The organism is Pseudomonas sp. MPC6 (genome assembly GCF_006094435.1).
In the GTDB taxonomy this organism is placed as follows: domain Bacteria; phylum Pseudomonadota; class Gammaproteobacteria; order Pseudomonadales; family Pseudomonadaceae; genus Aquipseudomonas.
Genome location: NZ_CP034783.1, coordinates 3,464,245 through 3,485,253 on the forward strand (window position 1 = coordinate 3,464,245; position 21,009 = coordinate 3,485,253).

The window sequence follows — 21,009 nt, forward strand, 5'->3', positions numbered from 1 at the left end:
GTTTGGAGCGCTGCACATTGCAACCAGACAAGGACGTAGCCCCGATGAAACCTGTTTCCATCGATGAAAGCAGCCAGCCCGCACAGATCTGGAACAGCGCCCCTCAGCTGGACACCATCCCTGTCATCAACACCGAAACCCTGGTTCCCCCCGGCGCGCGTGCCGTGGTGATCGCAGCGCATCCCGGCGATGAAGTCGTGACCTGCGGCGGCTTGTTGCAGCTGCTCAGCAACTTGGGGCATCCCCTGCAGTTGATTTCGATGAGCGGCGGCAGCGCCAGCCATCCGGGGTCGCTGCAGTGGTCGGAGAAACGCCTGAGTGTGTTTCGCCGCCAGGAAAGCGTCGAAGCCTTGCGCCGGCTGGGGTTACCGATGCACAGCCTGAAGTGGATTCGCGGCGGCTTTACCGACAACGCCCTGGCCGGGCGCGAGCTTCAATTGACTCAATTCATTGCCCGTTACTTGCGGCCCGGTGATGTGGTGTTCAGCATCTGGGGCGAGGACGGCAATGATGACCATGGGGCGGTTGGCCGGGCCAGCGCCAAGGCTGCCGCCATGATCGGCGCGACGTTTCATGAAGTACCGCTGCGGGCCTGGCACTGGCCGACCCGCGATCGCGCAATGATTCCCTGGCACCGCGCGCGCAAGATCCGGCTCGACACCTGGACCGTCGCGCGCAAAAGCCACGCCACCCATGCTTACGCCAGCCAGCTCGACGGTGAACCCGCCATCGGCCTCGCCCCGCTGCTACCCCGGGCACTGCTGGAGCGGATTCGCCTGCCCTATGAAATCGTCTTTGTCTGAACCACCCCAATCCAGATGTAGGAGCTGGCTTGCCAGCGAAGACGGCCTCGAGCCTTGCAGTACCCATGAGGACGCCTTCGCCAGCAAGCCGGCTCCTACAGGATTCGGCGTTGACCACAATCCACCTGTACACCGGTGATCCCTTGTAGGAGCTGGCTTGCCAGCGAAGACGGCCTCGAGCCTTGCAGTGCCCATGAAGACGCCTTCGCCAGCAAGCCGGCTCCTACAGGATTCGGCGTTGACCACAATCCACCTGTACACCGGTGATCCCTTGTAGGAGCTGGCTTGCCAGCGAAGACGGCCTCGAGCCTTGCAGTGCCCATGAAGACGCCTTCGCCAGCAAGCCGGCTCCTACAGGATTCGGCGTTGACCACAATCCACCTGTACACCGGTGATCCCTTGTAGGAGCTGGCTTGCCAGCGAAGGCAGCCTCGAGCCTTGCAGTACCCATGAAGACGCCTTCGCCAGCAAGCTGGCTCCTACAGGATTCGGCGTTGACCACAATCCACCTGTACACCGGTGATCCCTTGTAGGAGCTGGCTTGCCAGCGAAGACGGCCTCGAGCCTTGCAGTACCCATGAAGACGCCTTCGCCAGCAAGCTGGCTCCTACAGGATTCGGCGTTGACCACAATCCACCTGTACACCGGTGATCCCTTGTAGGAGCTGGCTTGCCAGCGAAGACGGCCTCGAGCCTTGCAGTGCCCATGAAGACGCCTTCGCCAGCAAGCCGGCTCCTACAGGATTCGGCGTTGACCACAATCCACCTGTACACCGGTGATCCCTTGTAGGAGCTGGCTTGCCAGCGAAGACGGCCTCGAGCCTTGCAGTGCCCATGAAGACGCCTTCGCCAGCAAGCCGGCTCCTACAGGATTCGGCGTTGACCACAATCCACCTGTACACCGGTGATCCCTTGTAGGAGCTGGCTTGCCAGCGAAGGCAGCCTCGAGCCTTGCAGTACCCATGAAGACGCCTTCGCCAGCAAGCTGGCTCCTACAGGATTCGGCGTTGACCACAATCCACCTGTACACCGGTGATCCCTTGTAGGAGCTGGCTTGCCAGCGAAGACGGCCTCGAGCCTTGCAGTACCCATGAAGACGCCTTCGCCAGCAAGCTGGCTCCTACAGGATTCGGCGTTGACCACAATCCACCTGTACACCGGTGATCCCTTGTAGGAGCTGGCTTGCCAGCGAAGACGGCCTCGAGCCTTGCAGTGCCCATGAAGACGCCTTCGCCAGCAAGCCGGCTCCTACAGGATTCGGCGTTGACCACAATCCACCTGTACACCGGTGATCCCTTGTAGGAGCTGGCTTGCCAGCGAAGACGGCCTCGAGCCTTGCAGTGCCCATGAAGACGCCTTCGCCAGCAAGCCGGCTCCTACAGGATTCGGCGTTGACCACAATCCACCTGTACACCGGTGATCCCTTGTAGGAGCTGGCTTGCCAGCGAAGGCAGCCTCGAGCCTTGCAGTGCCCATGAAGACGCCTTCGCCAGCAAGCCGGCTCCTACGGGGTTCGGATTTTAGCCATGAAACCAACGTCACGGCGAATTCCGCTGAACTGCCCGCCCCCGCATCAGTCGCATGCATAAGCAGCCCGAAATCAGAGGAGTGACCGTGAGCAGCGATGTCAAGCCGCAGGCCATCGAATCCACGCCGTTGGACACGCCACCGGTGGTTCATCGGCTGAGAATTCTCACGGTCAACACCCACAAAGGTTTTACCGCGCTCAACCGACGCTTCATTCTCCCGGAACTGCGCGAAGCGGTGCGCAGCACCTCGGCGGACCTGGTATTCCTGCAGGAAGTCGTCGGCGAACACGGGCGGCATTCCTCTCGGTTCAACAATTGGCCGCAAACCTCGCAATACGAGTTCCTGGCCGACAGCATGTGGAGCGACTTCGCCTACGGCCGTAATGCGGTCTACCCCGATGGTCACCACGGCAATGCCCTGCTGTCGAAATACCCGATCCGCGAATACCGCAACCTCGACGTCTCGATCACCGGCCCCGAACGCCGCGGCCTGCTGCATTGTGTGCTGGATGTGCCGGGGCACGCCGAGGTCCACGCGATTTGCGTGCACCTGAGCCTGCTGGAAAGTCATCGCCAGTTGCAGCTTCAACTATTGTGTCAGCTGCTCGAATCCCTGCCTGACGCAGCACCCGTCATCATCGCCGGCGACTTCAACGACTGGCAGCTGCAGGGCAATGCCGCCCTCGTGCGCCGCGACTACCTGCATGAAGCCTTCGAACGCCACCATGGCCGGCCTGCGAAAACCTATCCGGCGCGGTTCCCGCTGCTGCGCCTGGACCGGATTTACCTGCGCAACGCCAGCAGTCATGACCCGCGGATCCTGGGCACCAGACCGTGGACACACCTGTCGGATCACTTGCCGTTGGCGGTCGAAGTCCACCTCTGAAAATCCGCACTTATATGAGCTCCCTGTTGCGACATCCTGACGGTTCAGGGTAATTACGCCGGTAACGGTGGTCAGCTTTTTTACAAAGTGCGCTGGGAGACGACAATTCCGCCAGCGACAAACTGGTGGTCAGCGACGGGACATTGACGGGGCGTTCAACGGCTTTCAGGTCGGCAATGACCTGTTCGGTGCGCAACTGGCGGGCGGGCAAACCTGGCGCACGGGTTTCTTCGTTGGCCACAACCGCCTGAAGGGCGATGTCGACGGCTTCAACCAGGGCTTCGAGGGCAAGCGCGCCGGCAAGGTAGAGCTGGAGGGAGACAGCCTCGGCCTATACGGGACGCTGACCGATCCCGCGGGTGGTTACCTCGACACCGTCGCGATGTACAGCTGGCTCGACGGCGACAATCATTCCGAGCGCGGCCTCACGCTGGACAACGAGGGCGAAGTCCTGACCCTCTCGGCGGAGGCCGGTTACCCGTTCCCGGTTGCGGCAAACTGGGTGGTGGAACCCCAGGCACAGGTGATCTACCAGAAAGTCGCCCTCGACAGCCAGGATGACGGAATTTCACACGTGTCGTTCGACTACGACAGCGCCTGGACCGGTCGCCTCGGGGTCAGCTGGTAGCGTTGCGCTGGCTTTACAGCTCGCGCTTTTTTGACGATCTGACGAACAAACAAGAGGTTAGAGAAGCGCCATAATTCAGTCACTTATAGCCCCTAAAAATACCAGTACCACTCATCGGCCAATTTCTTGACGCAATGTCAAGGGTCTTCTTAGCTACACGTTACTACCCCCGGAACCATACCAGGGGCAAGCCTTCAGGCACCCGCGAGAACGGGCGGCCAGAGGTTTGCCCAACCCATTCGGTCGCCCCTCATTCGGGGTAGGAGAGAGACGCCAAAGCGAGATAAGGCATGCTATTGCAAGGAAGACCGCCATGAAAAAGTCACTCAGCCCACAAGAGATCAAATTTACGTTTTGCACGGTCTCGAGTTCTCTCCTGCTGTGCTCGGCCATGGGGGTCCACGCCTCGCCCGAGGATGAAAAAACCGCCTGGTATGACCAGGAGGTTCAGCGGCTGAGCTTGCCCGCCCTCGCTGCAACCGATCCTGGCCGCTTCAATGCCCACCCTGACTTGCGCAGTTCCCAGCTCACCGTTGAAGATGCCGCGCCGTTGGCCTGGGATCAGCTTTACGGGCAGGCATCGCGGCAGGCACAAACCGACTATCTGGCGCAGGGCGCTTCCATCCCGGAGGCCAACACCCTCAAAGGCCCGGCGATCCTCACCCTGCAAAATGGCAGTGGCCATACCCAGCGGGTCGGACTGATCGGTGGCCCGAGTCAGTTCCAGGGCAATGGCAACGGCTTGCTGACCAGTCGCGCCCTTGCTGACCCTCACACCGAAACCCTCAACCTGCAAGGCGAGAGCCTCGGCGCCTATTGGAGCCTGACCGGCCCCCAAGGCTGGCACGTGGACTTGAGCGCCAGTGGTGGCCGGGTCAACGGTTACAGCCGTGACGGCCAGGGCGCCCGGCAAGCGGCCGAAGGCAGTGCGGTGACGCTGTCGGTGGAAGGTGGTTTCCCGATCGGCGTGAGCGAAAACTGGGTGGTTGAACCCCAGGCGCAGTTGATCAATCAACGAATCACCCTGGACACCCCGAACCGGGACTCGAGAGATCCGTCGTCCAGCGACCTGACGTCGTGGAGCGGTCGGGTCGGTGCAAAGTTGAAAGGCAGTTACGACATCAATGGCCTGCCCATCGAACCTTACGTGCGGACCAACTTGTGGCACACGGTGTACACAGGCAATACGCTGACCCTTGATCAAGTCGACAAGATCAGCAGCAGCCGCTATTCATCGTCCGTCGAAGTGGGGTTGGGCCTGGTGGCCAGAGTGACGCCCGCGGTGAGCCTGTACGTCAGTGCCGATTACAGCAGTGATGTGGATGACAATGATCTGAATGGGTTGATCGGGAGTATGGGGGTGCGGATGCGGTGGTGAGTGTTTGACCTGAGGGAATGCATTGTTTGAGCCGACGCCTTCGCGAGCAAGCTCGTTCCCACATTGGTTTTAGGTACGACATCAATCCAATGTGGGAGCGACGGTGCGGCGATCCGACTTGCTCGCGAAGGGCGCGCCGCGATGTTAGATCAACCCTCCGGGCGCAGCATCAACACCGCCAACGGCGGCAGATTCAACACCAGCGACAACGCCTGCCCATGGCTTGGCTCATCGTCGGTAAACGCCCCGCCGCTATTGCCATAGTTGGAACCGGCATACGTCGCCGAATCGCTGTTGATCACCTCGGTCCAGCGCCCGGCAAACGGCACGCCAATGCGATAAGCCTCGCGCGGCACCGGCGTGAAGTTTGCCACCACCAGCACCGGCCGGCCGTCCTTGCTCCAGCGCAGGAAGGCATAGACGCTGTTGACCGCGTCATCACCGATCAACCACTGGAAACCCTGCGGCGCGTCGTCCTGCTCGTGCAGTGCCGGCTCTTCGCGGTACAGCCGATTGAGATCGCCGACCAGTTTCTGCACGCCCTTGTGTTCCGAATACTGCAATAGGTACCAATCGAGTTGCTGGTCGTGGTTCCACTCGCGCCACTGGCCGAACTCGCAGCCCATGAACAGCAGCTTCTTGCCCGGATGCCCCCACATGAAACTCAGGTACGCCCGCAAGTTGGCGAATTTCTGCCAGCGATCGCCGGGCATCTTGTCGATCAGCGAATGCTTGCCGTGCACCACTTCATCGTGGGAGATCGGCAGGATGAAGCGCTCGGACCACGCATACACCAGGCCGAAACTCAGTTCGTTGTGGTGATGGGCGCGGTACACCGGATCCTGCTGGATGTAATGCAGCGAATCGTGCATCCAGCCCATGTTCCACTTGTAGTCAAAGCCCAGGCCACCCTGTTGCGTGGTCTGGCTGACACCTGGCCACGCGGTGGACTCTTCGGCAATCACCAGCGCGCCGGGGGCTTCGAGGTTCACCACATCATTGAGATGACGCAGGAAGTCGATGGCTTCAAGGTTCTCCCGGCCGCCATGCCGGTTCGGTACCCACTCGCCGGCCTTGCGCGAGTAGTCGCGATACAGCATCGAGGCCACGGCATCGACCCGCAGGCCATCGACGTGGAAATGCTTGAGCCAGTGCAGCGCCGACGCCAACATATAGCCGTGCACTTCGGTGCGGCCCAGGTTGTAGATCAGCGTGTCCCAATCCTGGTGAAAGCCTTCCTGCGGATTGCCGTATTCGTACAGCGCGGTGCCGTCGAACTGTGCCAGGCCATGGGTATCGGTCGGAAAATGCGCCGGCACCCAATCGAGGATTACGCCGATTTCCGCCTGGTGACAGGCATTGACGAAGGCCGCGAAGTCATCAGGCGAACCATAGCGGGCACTCGGGGCGAATTGCGACAGCAGTTGATAACCCCATGAACCGCCGAACGGATGTTCCATGATCGGCATCAATTCGATGTGGGTAAAGCCCAGTTCCTTGACGTACGGAATCAGGCGCTCGGCCAATTCATGCCAGGTGTACTGCCGGGCTACCTCGCCCAGGTCATCCAGTTCGCACTGCCAGGACCCGGCATGCAGTTCGTAGATCGACAGCGGCGCGTTGGAACGATGACGGTCGCCACGCGACAGCATCCAGTCCTGATCCTGCCAGTCGACGCTCAGCGGCGAAGCGACTTTCGACGCGGTGTCCGGCGGCAACGAGGTGGCCAGGGCCATCGGGTCGGCCTTGAGTGGCAGGATGCCGTGGCTGCCGAGGATTTCGTATTTATAGGCCTCCCCTGCCTGCATGCGCGGGATGAAGACTTCCCAGACGCCGGTGGGATGGCGCAGACGCATGGGGTGGCGGCGACCGTCCCAGTTGTTGAAGTCACCGACCACCGACACCCGCCGGGCGTTCGGGGCCCATACGGCAAAGCGCACGCCGTCGACACCGTCGACTGTCTTCAGTTGCGCACCGAGGCACGCACTGAGGTCGCGATGGTTGCCCTCGGCGAACAGGTACAAGTCCATCTCGCCGAGCAACGGGCCAAAGCTGTAAGGGTCTTCGGACAGTTGTTCGCCACCCGCCCAGCGGGTGCGCAGCAGATACGGCTGGGCCCGATCGAAGTGCCCGACAAACAACCCGGGTGTCTGGGTGGCCTCGAGGGTGCCGAGTTCCTCCCCGGAGTCCCTGGCCACTACCTGCACGCTCAAGGCGTCCGGCAGATAGGCCCGAATGAATTGCCCGCCGGCGCCATCGCCGTGGGGGCCGAGAATTGCAAAAGGGTCATGATGCTCGGCACGTACCAGAGCATCGATATCCCGTGCATTGGGCAGCAGCGCTTCTTTAGCGTGACCCTGATCCCTGTTCGAGAAACTCATGACTACTCTCCATCAAAATCGGAAAAGGGTTTAAGCCCACTCAATAGCCCATATAAACCGTGCAGTGGCACGGGCAACCATGTGGGGCGATTTTCAGCCTCGTACGCCACCTCATAAGCCGCCTTCTCCAGACCGAACAACGCCAGCGCGGCGTCCTCGCCTTCCGGATCTTGCCACGCATGAGCAAGACTAGCTGCAGCCAGCCGATAAGCGTCGATAAATGCTTGTCGTGCTTCATTTAAATAGCGTTCGGCGACGCGCTGGCGAGCGGCTTGGGCCAGGTCGGTGTTGTCGACGTTGTGCACGTTGATCGTCATCGCCGCGGCGTAGTCGAAGGAACGCAACACGCCACTCACATCTTTATAAGGACTGTGTTTGCCCCGACGCTCGTGCAGCGGCCGCGCCGGCTCGCCTTCGAAGTCGATCAGGTACGCATCGCCCTTGATCACCAGGACCTGACCGAGGTGCAAGTCGCCGTGGACCCGGATCCGCAGGCCGCCGGCGGCCTTTTTGCCCAACTCCTGGACGTGGCTGAGCACGGCTTTTTTGTTGTCCAGTAAACGACTGACCAGGGTTTTGTCCGCCGGGTTCAGTTCGCTTTGATGCTGCTTGAGCAATTTCAGGGCGTTTTCCAGCTGTGCCGCCACATCCTTGGCCGAGGCCAGTGCCTCCTTCTGCGTGGTGACGTGCGGCGCGAAGTCCGGGTTGTCGGTCGGTGCCGCCAGCACCTGGTGCATTTCCCCCAGGCGCTGGCCGAGCATGCCGGCGAAATCCTTCAGCTCGCCGAGGGCGTTGTAGTGCTGTTCCTGCTCGGACATGGCGTCGGCCAATTCATCACGCAACGCCCGTTCCAGGTTGTTCTGCGTCCATTCCCAGGCATCCCCCTGATTGCTCAGGTAACCCTGGGCGATCATCAACAGATTGTCCTCGCCCGCCGCATCGCGGCGAATCACCGAGCCCAGCAGCGGCGAAATATTGGCGAAACCGGCTTCGGTCAGGTACGCGCTCATTTCCAGTTCCGGGTGCACACCCGAGGCGACTTTACGGATCAGCTTGAGCACCATGCTGCTGCCGACCACCACCGAACTGTTGGACTGTTCGGCGGACAGGTAACGCACTTCCGGCTCAGCCGTGAGCCCCAGCTTGTCCAGTTCGTCGGTGGCTTCGAAACGGATCTCGCCGCCATCCGACGGCAACAGGGTGTTGTGCTGCATGCCCTGCACCACCGTGCGGATGAAGTTTTCCAGGGCGAACGCATCGGTGATCAAGCCGACCTGCGGCCCGCGTCGCACCCGCGACAGTGCCAGTTGCTGCGGCAAGGCGGGGCCGACCTGATCATCGACAATGAAGCCGAACGGCAATTGGTAACGGCTGGTCTGGCCGCCGCTGGTGACTTCGATTTCACTGAGCAGCACCGGATGCTGCGCATCGCCGAAGCGCACGCCATAGGCCAGGTGGACCTTGTCGATGGCCGCGTCCTTGCCCGCGAACCAGCGGCGGTTTTGCAACCAGTTGGGCAAGATGCCCTGCTCCATCGTGGCGCGTGATGGCGCTTCGAGCAGTTCTTCCATGCGTTTCTTCAATACCAGCGTCGTGAAGTCCGGAAGGCTTTGCGCCGGTTCTACGTGCCAACTGGGCATTTGATTCTCCGCTGCGAGTCCAAACCAGTAAAAACCGTAAGGCGCCAGGGTCAGCAGGAAATTCAACTGGCCGATCGGCGGGAAGGCGTTACCGCCCAGCATCTCCACCGGCACCATGCCGGCGTAGGCGGACAGGTCCAGTTCCGCCGCCTGCGCACTGCGCGAGACGTTGGCGACGCACAGGATGATTTCGTACTTGCCGTCCGGCCCGCTGTATTCACGGGTATACGCGAGGATCCGGCGGTTGCTCGGCGAGAGCATTTTCAGGGTGCCGCGCCCGAAGGCCTTGGACTGCTTGCGCACGGCGAGCATGCGCCGCGTCCAGTTCAACAGCGAGTGCGGGTCGCCGGCCTGGGTTTCGACGTTGACCGACAGGTAGCCATATTGCGGGTCCATGATCGGTGGCAGCACCAGGCTCGCCGGGTCGGCGCGGGAGAAACCGCCGTTACGGTCGATCGACCATTGCATCGGAGTGCGCACACCGTCGCGGTCGCCGAGGTAGATGTTGTCGCCCATGCCGATTTCATCGCCGTAATACAGGGTCGGCGTGCCGGGCATCGACAGCAGCAGGCTGTTGAGCAGCTCCACGCGGCGGCGGTCGCGCTCCATCAACGGCGCCAGGCGGCGGCGGATGCCCAGGTTGATCCGCGCCCGACGGTCGGCCGCGTAGTAATTCCACAGGTAGTCACGCTCCTTGTCGGTGACCATTTCCAGCGTCAGCTCATCATGGTTGCGCAGGAAAATCGCCCACTGACAGTTGGCCGGAATTTCCGGGGTCTGGCGCAGGATGTCGGTGATCGGGAAACGGTCTTCCTGGGCCAGCGCCATGTACATGCGCGGCATCAGCGGGAAGTGGAACGCCATGTGGCACTCATCGCCATTCAGGCCTTTGGCGTCGGTGTCGCCAAAGTACAGCTGGGTATCTTCCGGCCATTGGTTGGCCTCGGCCAGGAGCATGCGGTCCGGGTAGTTGGCGTCGATTTCGGCACGGATCTGCTTGAGGACGTCGTGGGTCTCGGGCAGGTTTTCGTTGTTGGTGCCGTCACGTTCGATCAGGTACGGAATCGCATCCAGGCGCAAGCCATCGATACCCATGTCCAGCCAGTAGCGCATGACCGACAGCACGGCTTTCATGACTTGCGGGTTGTCGAAGTTAAGGTCCGGCTGGTGCGAATAGAAGCGGTGCCAGAAATACTGGCCGGCCACCGGATCCCAGGTCCAGTTGGACTTCTCGGTGTCGAGAAAGATGATGCGGGTGCCGTCGTATTTGTGATCGTCATCGGACCAGACGTAGAAATCCCGCGCCGCCGAACCTTTCTTGGCCTTGCGTGCGCGCTGGAACCAGGCGTGCTGATCCGAGGTATGGTTGATGACCAGCTCGGTAATCACCCGCAGGCCTCGTTTGTGGGCCTCGGAAATGAAACGCTTGGCATCGGCCATGGTGCCGTAATCGGAATGCACGCCACGGTATTCGGCGATGTCGTAGCCGTCGTCGCGCCGTGGCGAGGGGTAGAAGGGCAACAGCCAGACGGTATTGACGCCGAGGTCGGCAATGTAATCGAGTTTGGCGATAAGACCGGGAAAGTCGCCGATCCCGTCATTGTTGGAGTCGAAAAACGATTTGACGTGAACCTGGTAGATCACTGCATCCTTGTACCAGAGCGGATCCTTGATAAAGGTGGCTGCCTTGGGTTTCTTCGCCATTTGAAACTCCTGTTGAATTCAAATTTACTGCGGAGCCGAGTGCAAACCCAATGACACCGCTGTCCTGTGGGAGCGGGCTTGCTCGCGAAGAGGGAGTGTCAGTCGGCATTGATGCTGCCTGACCCACCGCCTTCGCGAGCAAGCCCGCTCCCACATTTGAAGCGCATGTCTTTATACGGTGAAGCGCCAGATCCCGAACGGCAGATGCGCCGGATCGATTCGCATGAACTGGTCCTTGCCGTGCCACGTCCAGCGATGCCCGCTCATCAGGTCCTCGCCCTGGCTGCTGGCGTCGTCGGGTAATCCCATTTCCCACAACGGTAATTCGAAATTCGCTTCCTGGACGTTATGCGGATCCAGGCTCACCGCCACCAGAATGAAATTGCTGCCGTCGGCACTGCGCTTGCCGAAATACAGGATGTTGTCGTTCCAGGCGTTGTAGACCTTCAGCCCCAGGTGCGTCTGCAGGGCCGGGTTCTGCCGGCGAATCCGGTTGAGCTGGGCGATTTCGGCAATGATATTGCCCGGTGCGGTGAAGTCCCGCGGGCGGATTTCATACTTCTCGGAGTTGAGGTATTCCTCCTTGCCCGGCACGGGGGCCGCTTCACAGAGTTCGAACCCTGAATACATGCCCCACAGGCCGGAGCCCATGGTCGCCAGTGCCGCGCGAATCAGAAACCCGGCACGCCCGCTTTCATGCAGGAACGCCGGGTTGATATCGGGCGTATTGACGAAGAAGTTCGGCCGATAGCACTCGCGCCACGGCGACTCGTTCAGTTCGGTGAGATAGGTCGCCAGCTCGGCCTTGGTGTTACGCCAGGTGAAGTAGGTGTAGCTCTGGGTGTAACCGACCTTGCCCAGCCGCGCCATCATCGCCGGGGTGGTAAAGGCTTCGGCGAGGAACATCACTTCCGGGTGCAACGCGCGCACATCGGCGATCAGCCATTGCCAGAACGGCAGCGGCTTGGTGTGCGGGTTGTCGACGCGAAAGATCTTCACGCCCTCCTCGACCCAACCGACCACGATGTCGCGCAACTCAACCCAGAGACTGGGAATCGCATCGGTGGCATAGAAGTCGACGTTGACAATGTCCTGGTATTTCTTCGGCGGGTTTTCGGCATACTTGATCGTGCCGTCCGGCCGCCAGTTGAACCAGCCCGGGTGCTGTTTGAGCCACGGATGGTCCTGGGAACACTGGATGGCGAAATCGAGGGCGATTTCCAACCCGTGGTCAGCGGCAGCAGCGACCAGGCGGCGGAAGTCTTCGCGCGTGCCCAGCTCCGAGTGAATAGCCTCGTGCCCGCCCTCTTCGCTGCCAATGGCATAGGGGCTACCGGGATCGTTCGGCCCGGCGGTGAGGGAGTTGTTGGGGCCTTTGCGGTAACTGCGACCGATCGGGTGGATCGGCGGGAAATACAGCACGTCGAAGCCCATGTCCTGGATCATCGGCAGCCGCGAGTGCACATCGTTAAAGGTGCCGTGGCGGGCCGGGTCATCGGTGATCGAGCGTGGAAACAATTCATACCAACTGGCGAACTGCGCCAATCCGCGCTCGACGTCCAGCGGATATTCGGGGCTGAGACTCAAATAGGCGCGGTGATCGGCCTGGGCCATCAACTCGGCACTGCGCTGGTGCATGAACAGCGCGACCTGCTCGGTTTCGAGCAGCCCGGACAATTCATGGTGCAGCGCCGCCAGGTCCTCGCTCAACTGGCCTTCCGCACGCTCCGCCGCTTGCTGGACCTGGTTGCGGCCTTCCTGCAACTCGAGGCTGATGGGCACGCCCGCCAGGTGCTTCTTCTCCAGCTCGTAGCGGAAGCTGGCAAACTGATCGATCCAGGCCTGGATACAAAAGACGTAACGGCCCTGCTCCACCACATGGAACTGGCCCCGCCAGCCATTATTGCCCAGGCTGGTCATGACCTCGGTTTGCCAGGTCTCGTCGCCATCGGCACGCCAGCGCACCCTTACGGCCAGTTGATCGTGGCCATCGGCGAACACCTTGCTGGTCACCACCACGTCCTGCCCCGCCACGGCTTTGACGGCAAACTGCCCGCCATCGAGGGTCGGCATGGTGTTTTCGATCGCGATGCGCGGCAGCAGCAAAGCCTGCGACAGCGGCATATGCGGGTTGTAGTTGAGCTCTGTCGGTTTTTCAGCAGTCATCGAGCATCTCTCCTTTACGCCCCATGGACGCTCTTGTGCTTGGTCGCCATTCGCGCAAGGCCGTCGGCCCCGGAATGAACTCACTTAGGTTCCGAGCGACGGGCGCGGGTAAAGTTCACGGGGATTTGCTTGAGTCTTCGCGGGAATCAATTCCTTTGTGCGGTGGTCAATCCACTTAAGCACGTCTTACGCCATGTGCCACAAGGAGGCTTCAACGATGGTTATTCCCGTCCCCGCTAAAACACCCGATCCGAACATTGACAGTCCAACGATTCCACCGACCGAACCGGAACCGGTGCCTGAGCAGGAGCCGCCGGGCACCACCCCGCCACCGCGGGAAGATCCGCCGGAGACGATGCCGCCGGTGATCGTCAAACCCTGAACACAATCTCCCTGACCGATGAAGATCCAAGGTAGGAGCTGGCTTGCCAGCGAAGGGGCCGTCAGATCATGCGACGCACTTGAGGACGCCTTCGCTGGCAAGCCAGCTCCTACACAAGCCAGCTCCTACAGACGATCGTTGTCCTTCTCGAAGATCTTCACGATCTTGGGCATCACCCCCAGGATCAGCAGCGCCAGCAACGTACTGAGCACCGCTGTCGCCTCGCGCCCCAACCCGGCTGAAACGCCGATGGCCGCGGTCATCCACAAGCCGGCGGCGGTGGTCAGGCCTTTGACGTGGCCTTCATCGCCCTCCTGGTTTTTCAGGATGGTTCCGGCGCCAAGAAAGCCGATCCCGGCGATCACGCCCTGCACGACCCGGCTCATGGCGTCGGCCTGGGAGCCGGACATTTGCGGCACCAGCACAAACAGCGCCGCCCCCAGCGCCACCAGCATGTGGGTGCGCACCCCGGCGGCCTTGCCCTTCTGCTCGCGTTCGAAACCGAGAATCCCGCCCAGCACCGCAGCCGTCAACAAGCGCACGGTGATGCGGGTCAGCTGTGACGCATCCGTGATGTCGGCGAACTCCTCTTGCAGGGTCACCCAAACCTCATGCCACCAGGCGTTCATGGTGCAATCCTTGTAATGAATGGCTCGATAGGGGGTGGACCGCGCGACCATTAATCGGTTGCACAGAACGATGTCTGTCAATTACGTCCTAACAGTTTAGAACCCGCCGAATAAAGGACTCCTCCCATGACGGTACGCATCGAAAACCAGACCTGCTTCTTTACCACCGAGAACGGCGAAGAAATTCGTCTGTGTCCCGACGTCACCATCATTACTGACCCTGAAAAGGCCATGTCGGCGGTGGACATCAATGGTCAGCACATCTACATCACCGAAACGGAAGCCGATGCATTGACCGTAGCAGGTGCCGTGGACGGTCGCCGGCATTTGAAGGCCACCGACAGTGATTCGGTGATTTGACCGAATCACCTCGACAACGCCTCCCGGCGCCTGATGCAGGCGTCGGCATCGCGCTGTACTGGATGCTTCAAGTTGTCGCAGCCAGTGGGTTCCAGGCCATCTGATCCGCTTTTTATTGCAATAGCTGAGTCTGTTATGCAAACAGATCGCCGCGCATAGTGCTCACGCCTGATGGAGGCTGATGAGCGACAGACCATGAGCGATAGAATCCCCGTCCGAACCCTGGAAAGTGTCCCGCCCGTACAAAGCTTCGAGTCTTCGCGTCCACAGATGAAGGCCAAGTCCAGCGATAACCTGATCCACACCCGCAGTTTCACCGGCCTGTTCCGTACACTGCGCATGAGCGGCGCCGGGTTTCTGTTCCTGCTGTTCTTCGGCACCGTGTGGTTGAACTGGGGCGGCCGCCAGGCGGTGCTCTGGGACTTGTCCGAAAGCAAATTCCACATCTTTGGCGCGACCTTCTGGCCGCAGGATTTCATCCTGCTCTCGGCGTTGCTGATCATCGCCGCTTTCGGCTTGTTTGCAATCACCGTGTTCGCCGGGCGGGTCTGGTGCGGCTACACCTGCCCCCAGAGCTCCTGGACCTGGATCTTCATGTGGTGCGAGAAGATCACCGAGGGCGAACGCAACCAGCGCATCAAGCTGCAAGCCGCGCCCTGGGGCCTGAACAAACTGATCCGGCGCTCGATCAAGCACACCCTGTGGCTGGCCATCAGCCTGTTGACCGGCCTGACCTTTGTCGGTTACTTCACGCCAATCCGGCCGCTGGCCGAAGAATTGCTGACTTTGCAAATGGGCGGCGTCAGCCTGTTCTGGGTGGTGTTTTTCACCGGTGCCACTTACATCAACGCCGGCTGGCTGCGCGAGGCGGTGTGCATGCACATGTGCCCGTATGCCCGGTTCCAGAGCGTGATGTTCGACAAAGACACCCTGACCATTTCCTATGACGTCGCCCGTGGCGAACACCGGGGCCCGCGCAAACGCGAGGTGGTACCGGCTACAGTCGGACTCGGCGATTGCATCGACTGCCAGCTCTGCGTGCAGGTCTGCCCCACCGGCATCGACATCCGCGACGGTTTACAGATGGAGTGCATCGGTTGCGCCGCGTGCATCGACGCCTGCGATTCGATCATGGAAAAGATGGGCTATGCCCGTGGGCTGATCAGCTATACCTCGGAGCATGAGTTGCAGGGTGGCAAGACCCGGCTGCTGCGGCCACGGCTGATCGGTTATACCGCGGTGCTGCTGGTGATGATCGGCGCCCTCGCCCTGGCGCTGGTGGAACGGCCGATGGTCTCGCTGGACGTGAGCAAGGACCGCGGCCTGTTTCGCGAGAACAGTCAGGGCCAGATTGAAAACATCTATAGCCTGAAGGTCATCAACAAGACCCAGCAACGGCAGGACTACCGGGTGACCCTGGTCGATGGCGACGGCTTCCAGCTCCAGGGCAAGACCGAGCTGAGCCTGGCGCCTGGCGAGATAGTCGATGTGCCGGTGTCGGTGGCGATGATGAGCGAACGGCCGAGCAGCGGGTCGCAGAGCATCAGCTTCAAGATTGTCGATCGTGACGAGCCCGATATTTATAGCGTGGCCAAGAGCCGGTTTGTTGCGCCGATGAACCGTTGATCCCTTAGACTGCGATGCTGCCATTCGCTGTAGGAGCGAGGCTTGCCCGCGAACAAATCACCTCGATATTTCTGAATGACACCCATCCAGGCACCCGATGAAACGCTACGAAAAATTCGCCGATGACATCGCTGAACTGATCCGCTCCGGCGTTCTCGGCCCCGGCCAGCGTGTGCCTTCGGTGCGCTACGCCAGCCAGACCTACGGCGTCAGCCCGTCCACGGTGTTCCAGGCCTATTACCTGCTCGAGCGCCGCGGGTTGATCCGCGCCCGGCCGCGTTCCGGCTACTTCGTCAACGCCCATGCACCGAGCCCGTTTTCCGAGCCGGTGATCAGCAGTCAGGTCAACGAATCCACCGAAGTCGACGTCAGCGAACTGGTGTTCTCGGTCCTCGACTCGATCAAGGACCCGAACACCGTGCCCTTCGGCTCGGCCTTCCCCAGCCCTGCCCTGTTCCCGTTGCAACGGCTGTCGCGCTCCCTGGCCAGTGCCGCCCGGGACATGGACCCGCGCATGGTGGTCACCGACATGTCGCCGGGCAACCCGCAACTGCGTCGACAAATCGCCCTGCGCTACATGGTCGGCGGGCTGATGCTGCCCATCGAAGAGCTGCTGATCACCAACGGCGCGCTGGAAGCCCTGAACCTGTGCCTGCAAGCCGTCACCGAACCTGGCGACCTGGTGGCCATTGAAGCGCCAGCGTTCTACGCCTGCCTGCAAGTGCTGGAACGCTTGAAGCTCAAAGCCGTGGAAATCCCCGTGCACCCGCGCGACGGCATCGACCTTGGCGTGCTCGCGCAAACCCTGGAGCGCCACCCGATCAAGGCTTGCTGGTGCATGACCAGTTTTCAGAACCCCATGGGCGCGACCATGCCCGAAGCCAAAAAACGCGAACTGGTGGAGTTGTTGCGCAGCCATCAGGTGCCGCTGATCGAAGACGACGTCTATGCCGAGCTCTATTACGGTCAACAGGCGCCGAAACCGGCCAAGGCCTTCGACACCGAGGGGCTGGTGATGCACTGCGGTTCATTCGCCAAGAGCCTGGCCCCCGGCTACCGCATCGGCTGGGTCGCTGCCGGGCGTTTTGCGCAAAAGATCGAACGGCTGAAACTCATGACCTCGCTCTGCGCCTCGATGCCGGCCCAGGCGGCCATTGCCGACTACCTGCAGCATGGCGGTTACGACCGGCATTTGCGCAAATTGCGTTACGCACTGGAAGAGCAGCAGAGCGCGATGCTGGCGGCCATCGCTCGCTATTTCCCGGCGCAGACACGGGTCAGCCAGCCGGCGGGCGGGTACTTTTTGTGGCTGGAGTTGCCGGCGCAGATGGATTCGTTGAAGTTGTTTCAGATGGCCTTGGCGCAGGGGATCAGCATTGCGCCGGGACCGATCTTTTCACCGACCCAACGTTTCAGGAATTGTATCCGGTTGAATTATGGCAGCCCGTGGGATGAGGCTGCGGAGCAGGCGATGGAGACGTTGGGCAGGATTGTCAGGTCCTTTTAAAAGCAAAAGATCGCAGCCTTCGGCAGCTCCTACAGGTGGACGCAAAACCCCTGTAGGAGCTGGCTTGCCAGCGAAAGCGTCCGTTCATGCGATAAAGGTATCGACTGATCCACCGCCTTCGCTGGCAAGCCAGCTCCTACAGAGTTTTGCGTTCCCCTGTGAGCTGCCGAAGGCTGCGATCTTTTGATCTTCAGCTGTTACCGGCCACCACCCAGATCAACGAAAGTCCCCGTCGCATACGACGCCTTATCCGACAACAACCAGACAATCGCCTCCGCCACTTCATCCGGCCGCCCGCCCCGCGCCATGGGGATCGCCGATTCCAGCTTGCTGACCCGGTCCGGATCGCCGCTCAGCGCATGAAAGTCGGTATAGATGAACCCCGGTCGCACGGCGTTGACACGAATACCTTCGCCCGCCACTTCCTTCGACAGGCCGATGGTGAAGCTGTCCAGCGCGCCTTTCGACGCCGCGTAGTCCACGTACTCGTTGGGTGATCCCAGGCGCGAGGCGACCGAGGACACGTTGACGATACTGCCGCCCTGCCCGCCGTGCCTGGGCGACATGCGCAGGAGCGCATGCTTGGCGCAGAGGATCGGCGCCAGGACGTTGGTCTTGAGGGTTTTGAGGATGCGAAATTCCGACATTTCCTCGACCCGGGACTTGTGCCCGACGGTGCCTGCGTTGTTGACCAGGGCCGTGACCCTGCCCAGTTCGCTGTCCACCCGCTGGAACAGGGCGATCACCTCGTCTTCGATACTGACGTCGGCGCGAACCGCGATGGCTTGCGCGCCCAGGGCGCGGACTTGCTCGAGCACCGTCTGGGCGGCTTCTTCGTCGGCCTGATAGTTGATGCAGATCCGATAGCCCTGTTCGGCGGCCAACAAGGCGGTGGCGGCACCGATGCCGCGGCTGCCGCCGGTGATGACGATGACTTTATCCATGCTGGCGTTCCCCCGTTTCAAGCGTAAGCAGTCGGAGCAAAGAATAACCGTCATCGCCGGGTTTTGCATCGGCGTGTTTCCAAACCCTGCGGCTGGCTGAGGATGCTTGTGTGGCGAGGGAGCCACACAAGCAACCTCTTCAGAAAAGCACTCTGTTCTCTTGGGGGTGGATCAACCGACTGCCAATTGTTCGCCACGCACAATATCCGCCAGGAAGCGCGCCGCCGGCAGCGGATGGCCGAGCAGATAGCCTTGCAACGAGTCGCAGCCGAGTTTCGTCAGGAAGTCCTGTTGCACCCCGGTTTCCACGCCTTCGGCGACGATCCGCAGACCCAATGCCTGGCCCAGGGCGACGATGGCGGAAACGATGGCGGCGTCGTCGCTGTCGTGCTCCAGATCGCGGACGAATCCCCGGTCGATCTTCAGCTCATTGGCGGGCAGGCGCTTGAGGTACATCAAGCTCGAATAGCCGGTGCCAAAGTCATCGATGGACAGGTCGACGCCCATTTCCGACAACTCCTGAAGCACCGTCATGCTGACATCGGCGTCGTTCATGGCGGTGGTCTCGGTGATTTCGAGGGTCAGGCTGTTGGCCGGCAAATGGTGCGTGGCCAAGGCTTTGGCCACGCTCTGCACCAGCCCGACGTGGCAGAACTGCAAGGCCGAGAGATTCACCGCGATGCGCCAATCGGTGTAACCGAGCAGGTACCACTCGCGCATCTGCCGGCACGCTTCATTGAGCACCCAGTCGCCGATCGGAATGATCAACCCGGTTTTCTCCGCCAGATCGATGAACTTGTCCGGCAGCAGCATGCCCTGGGTCGGGTGCTCCCAGCGCAGCAGCGCTTCGGCGCCGACCGGATGGCCATTGGCGGCGTCGAACTTGGGCTGGTAATGGAGACTGAATTGCTGCTGCTCCAGGGCGTTGCGCAAGTCTTGCAGCAGTTGCAGTTGTTTGCGGGCGTTGCTGTTCATCGATATATCGAAAAAACTGTAGCCGTTTTTCCCGGTGCCCTTGGCGTGATACATCGCCGCGTCGGCGTTCATCAGCAGCTCTTCAGCAGTGCAGCCGTTACCCGGGTAAACCGCGATACCGACACTGGCGGAGATCTGCAGGTCGTGTTCGGCGACCTGGAACGAGCGCGCAATCAATCCGACCTGGCGGGCCGCCAGGTTCAAGACATCATTCTCCTCGCCCAGTTGCACCAGCAGCACGAACTCATCGCCACCGATCCGCGCCAGGGTGTCCTGACTGCGCAACTCCTCGCGCAACCGCAGGCCGACCGCTCGCAGCAACTGATCGCCCATGTGATGACCGAAGGCATCGTTGACCGGTTTGAACCCGTCCAGGTCGATGAACATCAACGCAAAACAACCGCCCTGCTCCTGGACCTTCGACATCGCCTGATCGATGCGGTCGGCCAGCAACACCCGATTCGGCAGGCCGGTCAGGGTGTCATGCAGGGCCAATTGAGTCAGTTCGCGATTGGCTTCGGTCAACGAGTGGGCAAGGCTGGCGGTGCGCACCTCCATGCGCGCATCGAGCACCGACGTCAGCAAGGCGATGGTCAAAATGGCCAGGGTGGTGATCAGCACCAGGTTGTCCAGGCCCTTGCCGTTCAAGCCGTCGATGGCCGCGCCACAGAAACTGCCGTCGGCGAAGCGCGCCGCGGCCATGGCGGTGTAGTGCATGCCGACGATGGCGAGCCCCATGATCACCGCGGCACCGCCACGGATCAGGATCACATAAGGACTGTGCTGGCGCAGGCGAAACGCGATCCATAACGCGGCGCCCGACGCGCCCACCGCAATGAGCAGCGATGCGCTGAACAGTGTCGGGTCGTAATCGATGCCCGGCTGCATGAGCATGGCGGCCATGCCGGTGTAATGCATGGCACTGATGCCGGCGCCCATGATCAGCGCGCCGAACGCCAGTTGCCAGGCGGGCAACTGCGGCTGACTGACCAGCCACAAGGCAAAGCCGCTGGACAGGATCCCGATCAGCAGTGACAGCAAGGTCAGGGTGACGTCGTAACCGAGGTCGATCGGCAGTTTGAACGCGAGCATGCCGATGAAATGCATCGACCACACCCCGATGCCCATGGCAAAGGCGCCGCCCGCGGTCCATAAATGCACGGCGCGACCTTTGGCCGTGGCGATGCGTTCGGTGAGGTCGAGCGCGGTATAGGAAGCGAGAATCGCTACACAGAGCGAGATGATAACCAGTGTGGGGGAATAGCTGCCGAGCATAGGCCTTCTCGCGACCGCCCCGTCGTACTGCTTCCGTTCTCGAGGGGGCAAATCCGGCGATTGTACTCAATGCGCAACAGAACGCACTGACAAAATTAGCAAAAGGCCATCAAGTTGATGAAACGCTTGTTTGAAGTGAAAACAGGGTCATGGCCGATACCCTGTTTTGGGATAACACGGGTCACTGTAGGAGCTGG

The 21,009-nt window shown here is 61.1% G+C and carries 13 protein-coding genes and 1 pseudogene; 8 read left to right on the top strand and 6 right to left on the bottom strand.

Features of this window, described 5'->3' with window-relative positions; genetic code table 11:
• Positions 1–44: 44 nt before the first annotated feature.
• The 4 genes and pseudogenes from ELQ88_RS18095 (at position 45) to ELQ88_RS18115 (ending at position 5,223) form a co-directional block, all read left to right on the top strand.
• Positions 45–803 (top strand): PIG-L family deacetylase, encoded by a 759-nt coding sequence (locus ELQ88_RS18095; protein ID WP_138966762.1) that lies wholly within the window; start codon positions 45–47, stop codon positions 801–803.
• Positions 804–2,416: 1,613 nt separating this feature from the next.
• The gene (locus ELQ88_RS18105) at positions 2,417–3,217 is read left to right on the top strand and encodes an endonuclease/exonuclease/phosphatase family protein (RefSeq protein ID WP_138966764.1); all 801 of its coding nucleotides are present in this window, start codon (positions 2,417–2,419) and stop codon (positions 3,215–3,217) included.
• 67 nt (positions 3,218–3,284) lie between these two features.
• Positions 3,285–3,833 (top strand): annotated as a pseudogene (locus ELQ88_RS18110) (autotransporter outer membrane beta-barrel domain-containing protein); the annotation flags it as partial.
• 325 nt (positions 3,834–4,158) lie between these two features.
• Positions 4,159–5,223: an autotransporter outer membrane beta-barrel domain-containing protein gene (locus tag ELQ88_RS18115; protein ID WP_138966768.1), complete on the top strand. Its 1,065-nt coding sequence runs from the start codon at positions 4,159–4,161 to the stop codon at positions 5,221–5,223.
• Between the two features lie 149 nt (positions 5,224–5,372).
• Here ELQ88_RS18115 and glgB read toward each other — a convergent pair whose 3' ends face one another.
• The 3 genes from glgB to ELQ88_RS18135 all read right to left on the bottom strand — a co-directional run bounded on the left by glgB (position 5,373) and on the right by ELQ88_RS18135 (position 13,114).
• Positions 5,373–7,604, bottom strand: a complete 2,232-nt coding sequence (gene glgB / locus ELQ88_RS18120; RefSeq protein ID WP_138966769.1) for a 1,4-alpha-glucan branching protein GlgB — start codon at positions 7,602–7,604, stop codon at positions 5,373–5,375.
• Positions 7,605–7,606: 2 nt separating this feature from the next.
• Complete coding sequence (gene treS / locus ELQ88_RS18125; RefSeq protein ID WP_138966771.1) at positions 7,607–10,948, bottom strand: maltose alpha-D-glucosyltransferase; 3,342 nt, start codon at positions 10,946–10,948, stop codon at positions 7,607–7,609.
• 171 nt (positions 10,949–11,119) lie between these two features.
• Positions 11,120–13,114: an alpha-1,4-glucan--maltose-1-phosphate maltosyltransferase gene (locus tag ELQ88_RS18135; protein WP_138966775.1), complete on the bottom strand. Its 1,995-nt coding sequence runs from the start codon at positions 13,112–13,114 to the stop codon at positions 11,120–11,122.
• 217 nt (positions 13,115–13,331) lie between these two features.
• Between ELQ88_RS18135 and ELQ88_RS34335 the strand changes: the two genes are divergently transcribed.
• Positions 13,332–13,496, top strand: a complete 165-nt coding sequence (locus ELQ88_RS34335) for a hypothetical protein (protein WP_178084700.1) — start codon at positions 13,332–13,334, stop codon at positions 13,494–13,496.
• Between the two features lie 125 nt (positions 13,497–13,621).
• Here the strand turns inward: ELQ88_RS34335 and ELQ88_RS18140 are convergent, their stop codons facing one another.
• On the bottom strand, positions 13,622–14,125 hold the full coding sequence (locus tag ELQ88_RS18140; RefSeq protein ID WP_138966777.1) for an MgtC/SapB family protein: 504 nt from the start codon (positions 14,123–14,125) through the stop codon (positions 13,622–13,624).
• A gap of 126 nt (positions 14,126–14,251) precedes the next feature.
• On the opposite strand from ELQ88_RS18140, the gene ELQ88_RS18145 reads away from it, so the two are divergent.
• The 3 genes from ELQ88_RS18145 (at position 14,252) to mapR (ending at position 17,618) form a co-directional block, all read left to right on the top strand.
• Positions 14,252–14,485 (top strand): DUF3203 family protein, encoded by a 234-nt coding sequence (locus ELQ88_RS18145; RefSeq protein WP_138966779.1) that lies wholly within the window; start codon positions 14,252–14,254, stop codon positions 14,483–14,485.
• A gap of 195 nt (positions 14,486–14,680) precedes the next feature.
• The gene (gene ccoG / locus ELQ88_RS18150; protein WP_138966781.1) at positions 14,681–16,111 is read left to right on the top strand and encodes a cytochrome c oxidase accessory protein CcoG; all 1,431 of its coding nucleotides are present in this window, start codon (positions 14,681–14,683) and stop codon (positions 16,109–16,111) included.
• A 97-nt stretch (positions 16,112–16,208) separates the two neighbouring features.
• Positions 16,209–17,618: a GntR family transcriptional regulator MpaR gene (gene mapR, locus ELQ88_RS18155; RefSeq protein ID WP_138966783.1), complete on the top strand. Its 1,410-nt coding sequence runs from the start codon at positions 16,209–16,211 to the stop codon at positions 17,616–17,618.
• Between the two features lie 197 nt (positions 17,619–17,815).
• Here the strand turns inward: mapR and ELQ88_RS18160 are convergent, their stop codons facing one another.
• Entirely contained in the window at positions 17,816–18,562 is a 747-nt protein-coding gene (locus tag ELQ88_RS18160; protein WP_128870762.1) for an SDR family oxidoreductase, read from the bottom strand.
• Positions 18,563–18,733: 171 nt separating this feature from the next.
• The gene (locus ELQ88_RS18165; RefSeq protein WP_138966784.1) at positions 18,734–20,812 is read right to left on the bottom strand and encodes an EAL domain-containing protein; all 2,079 of its coding nucleotides are present in this window, start codon (positions 20,810–20,812) and stop codon (positions 18,734–18,736) included.
• Positions 20,813–21,009 lie beyond the last annotated feature (197 nt).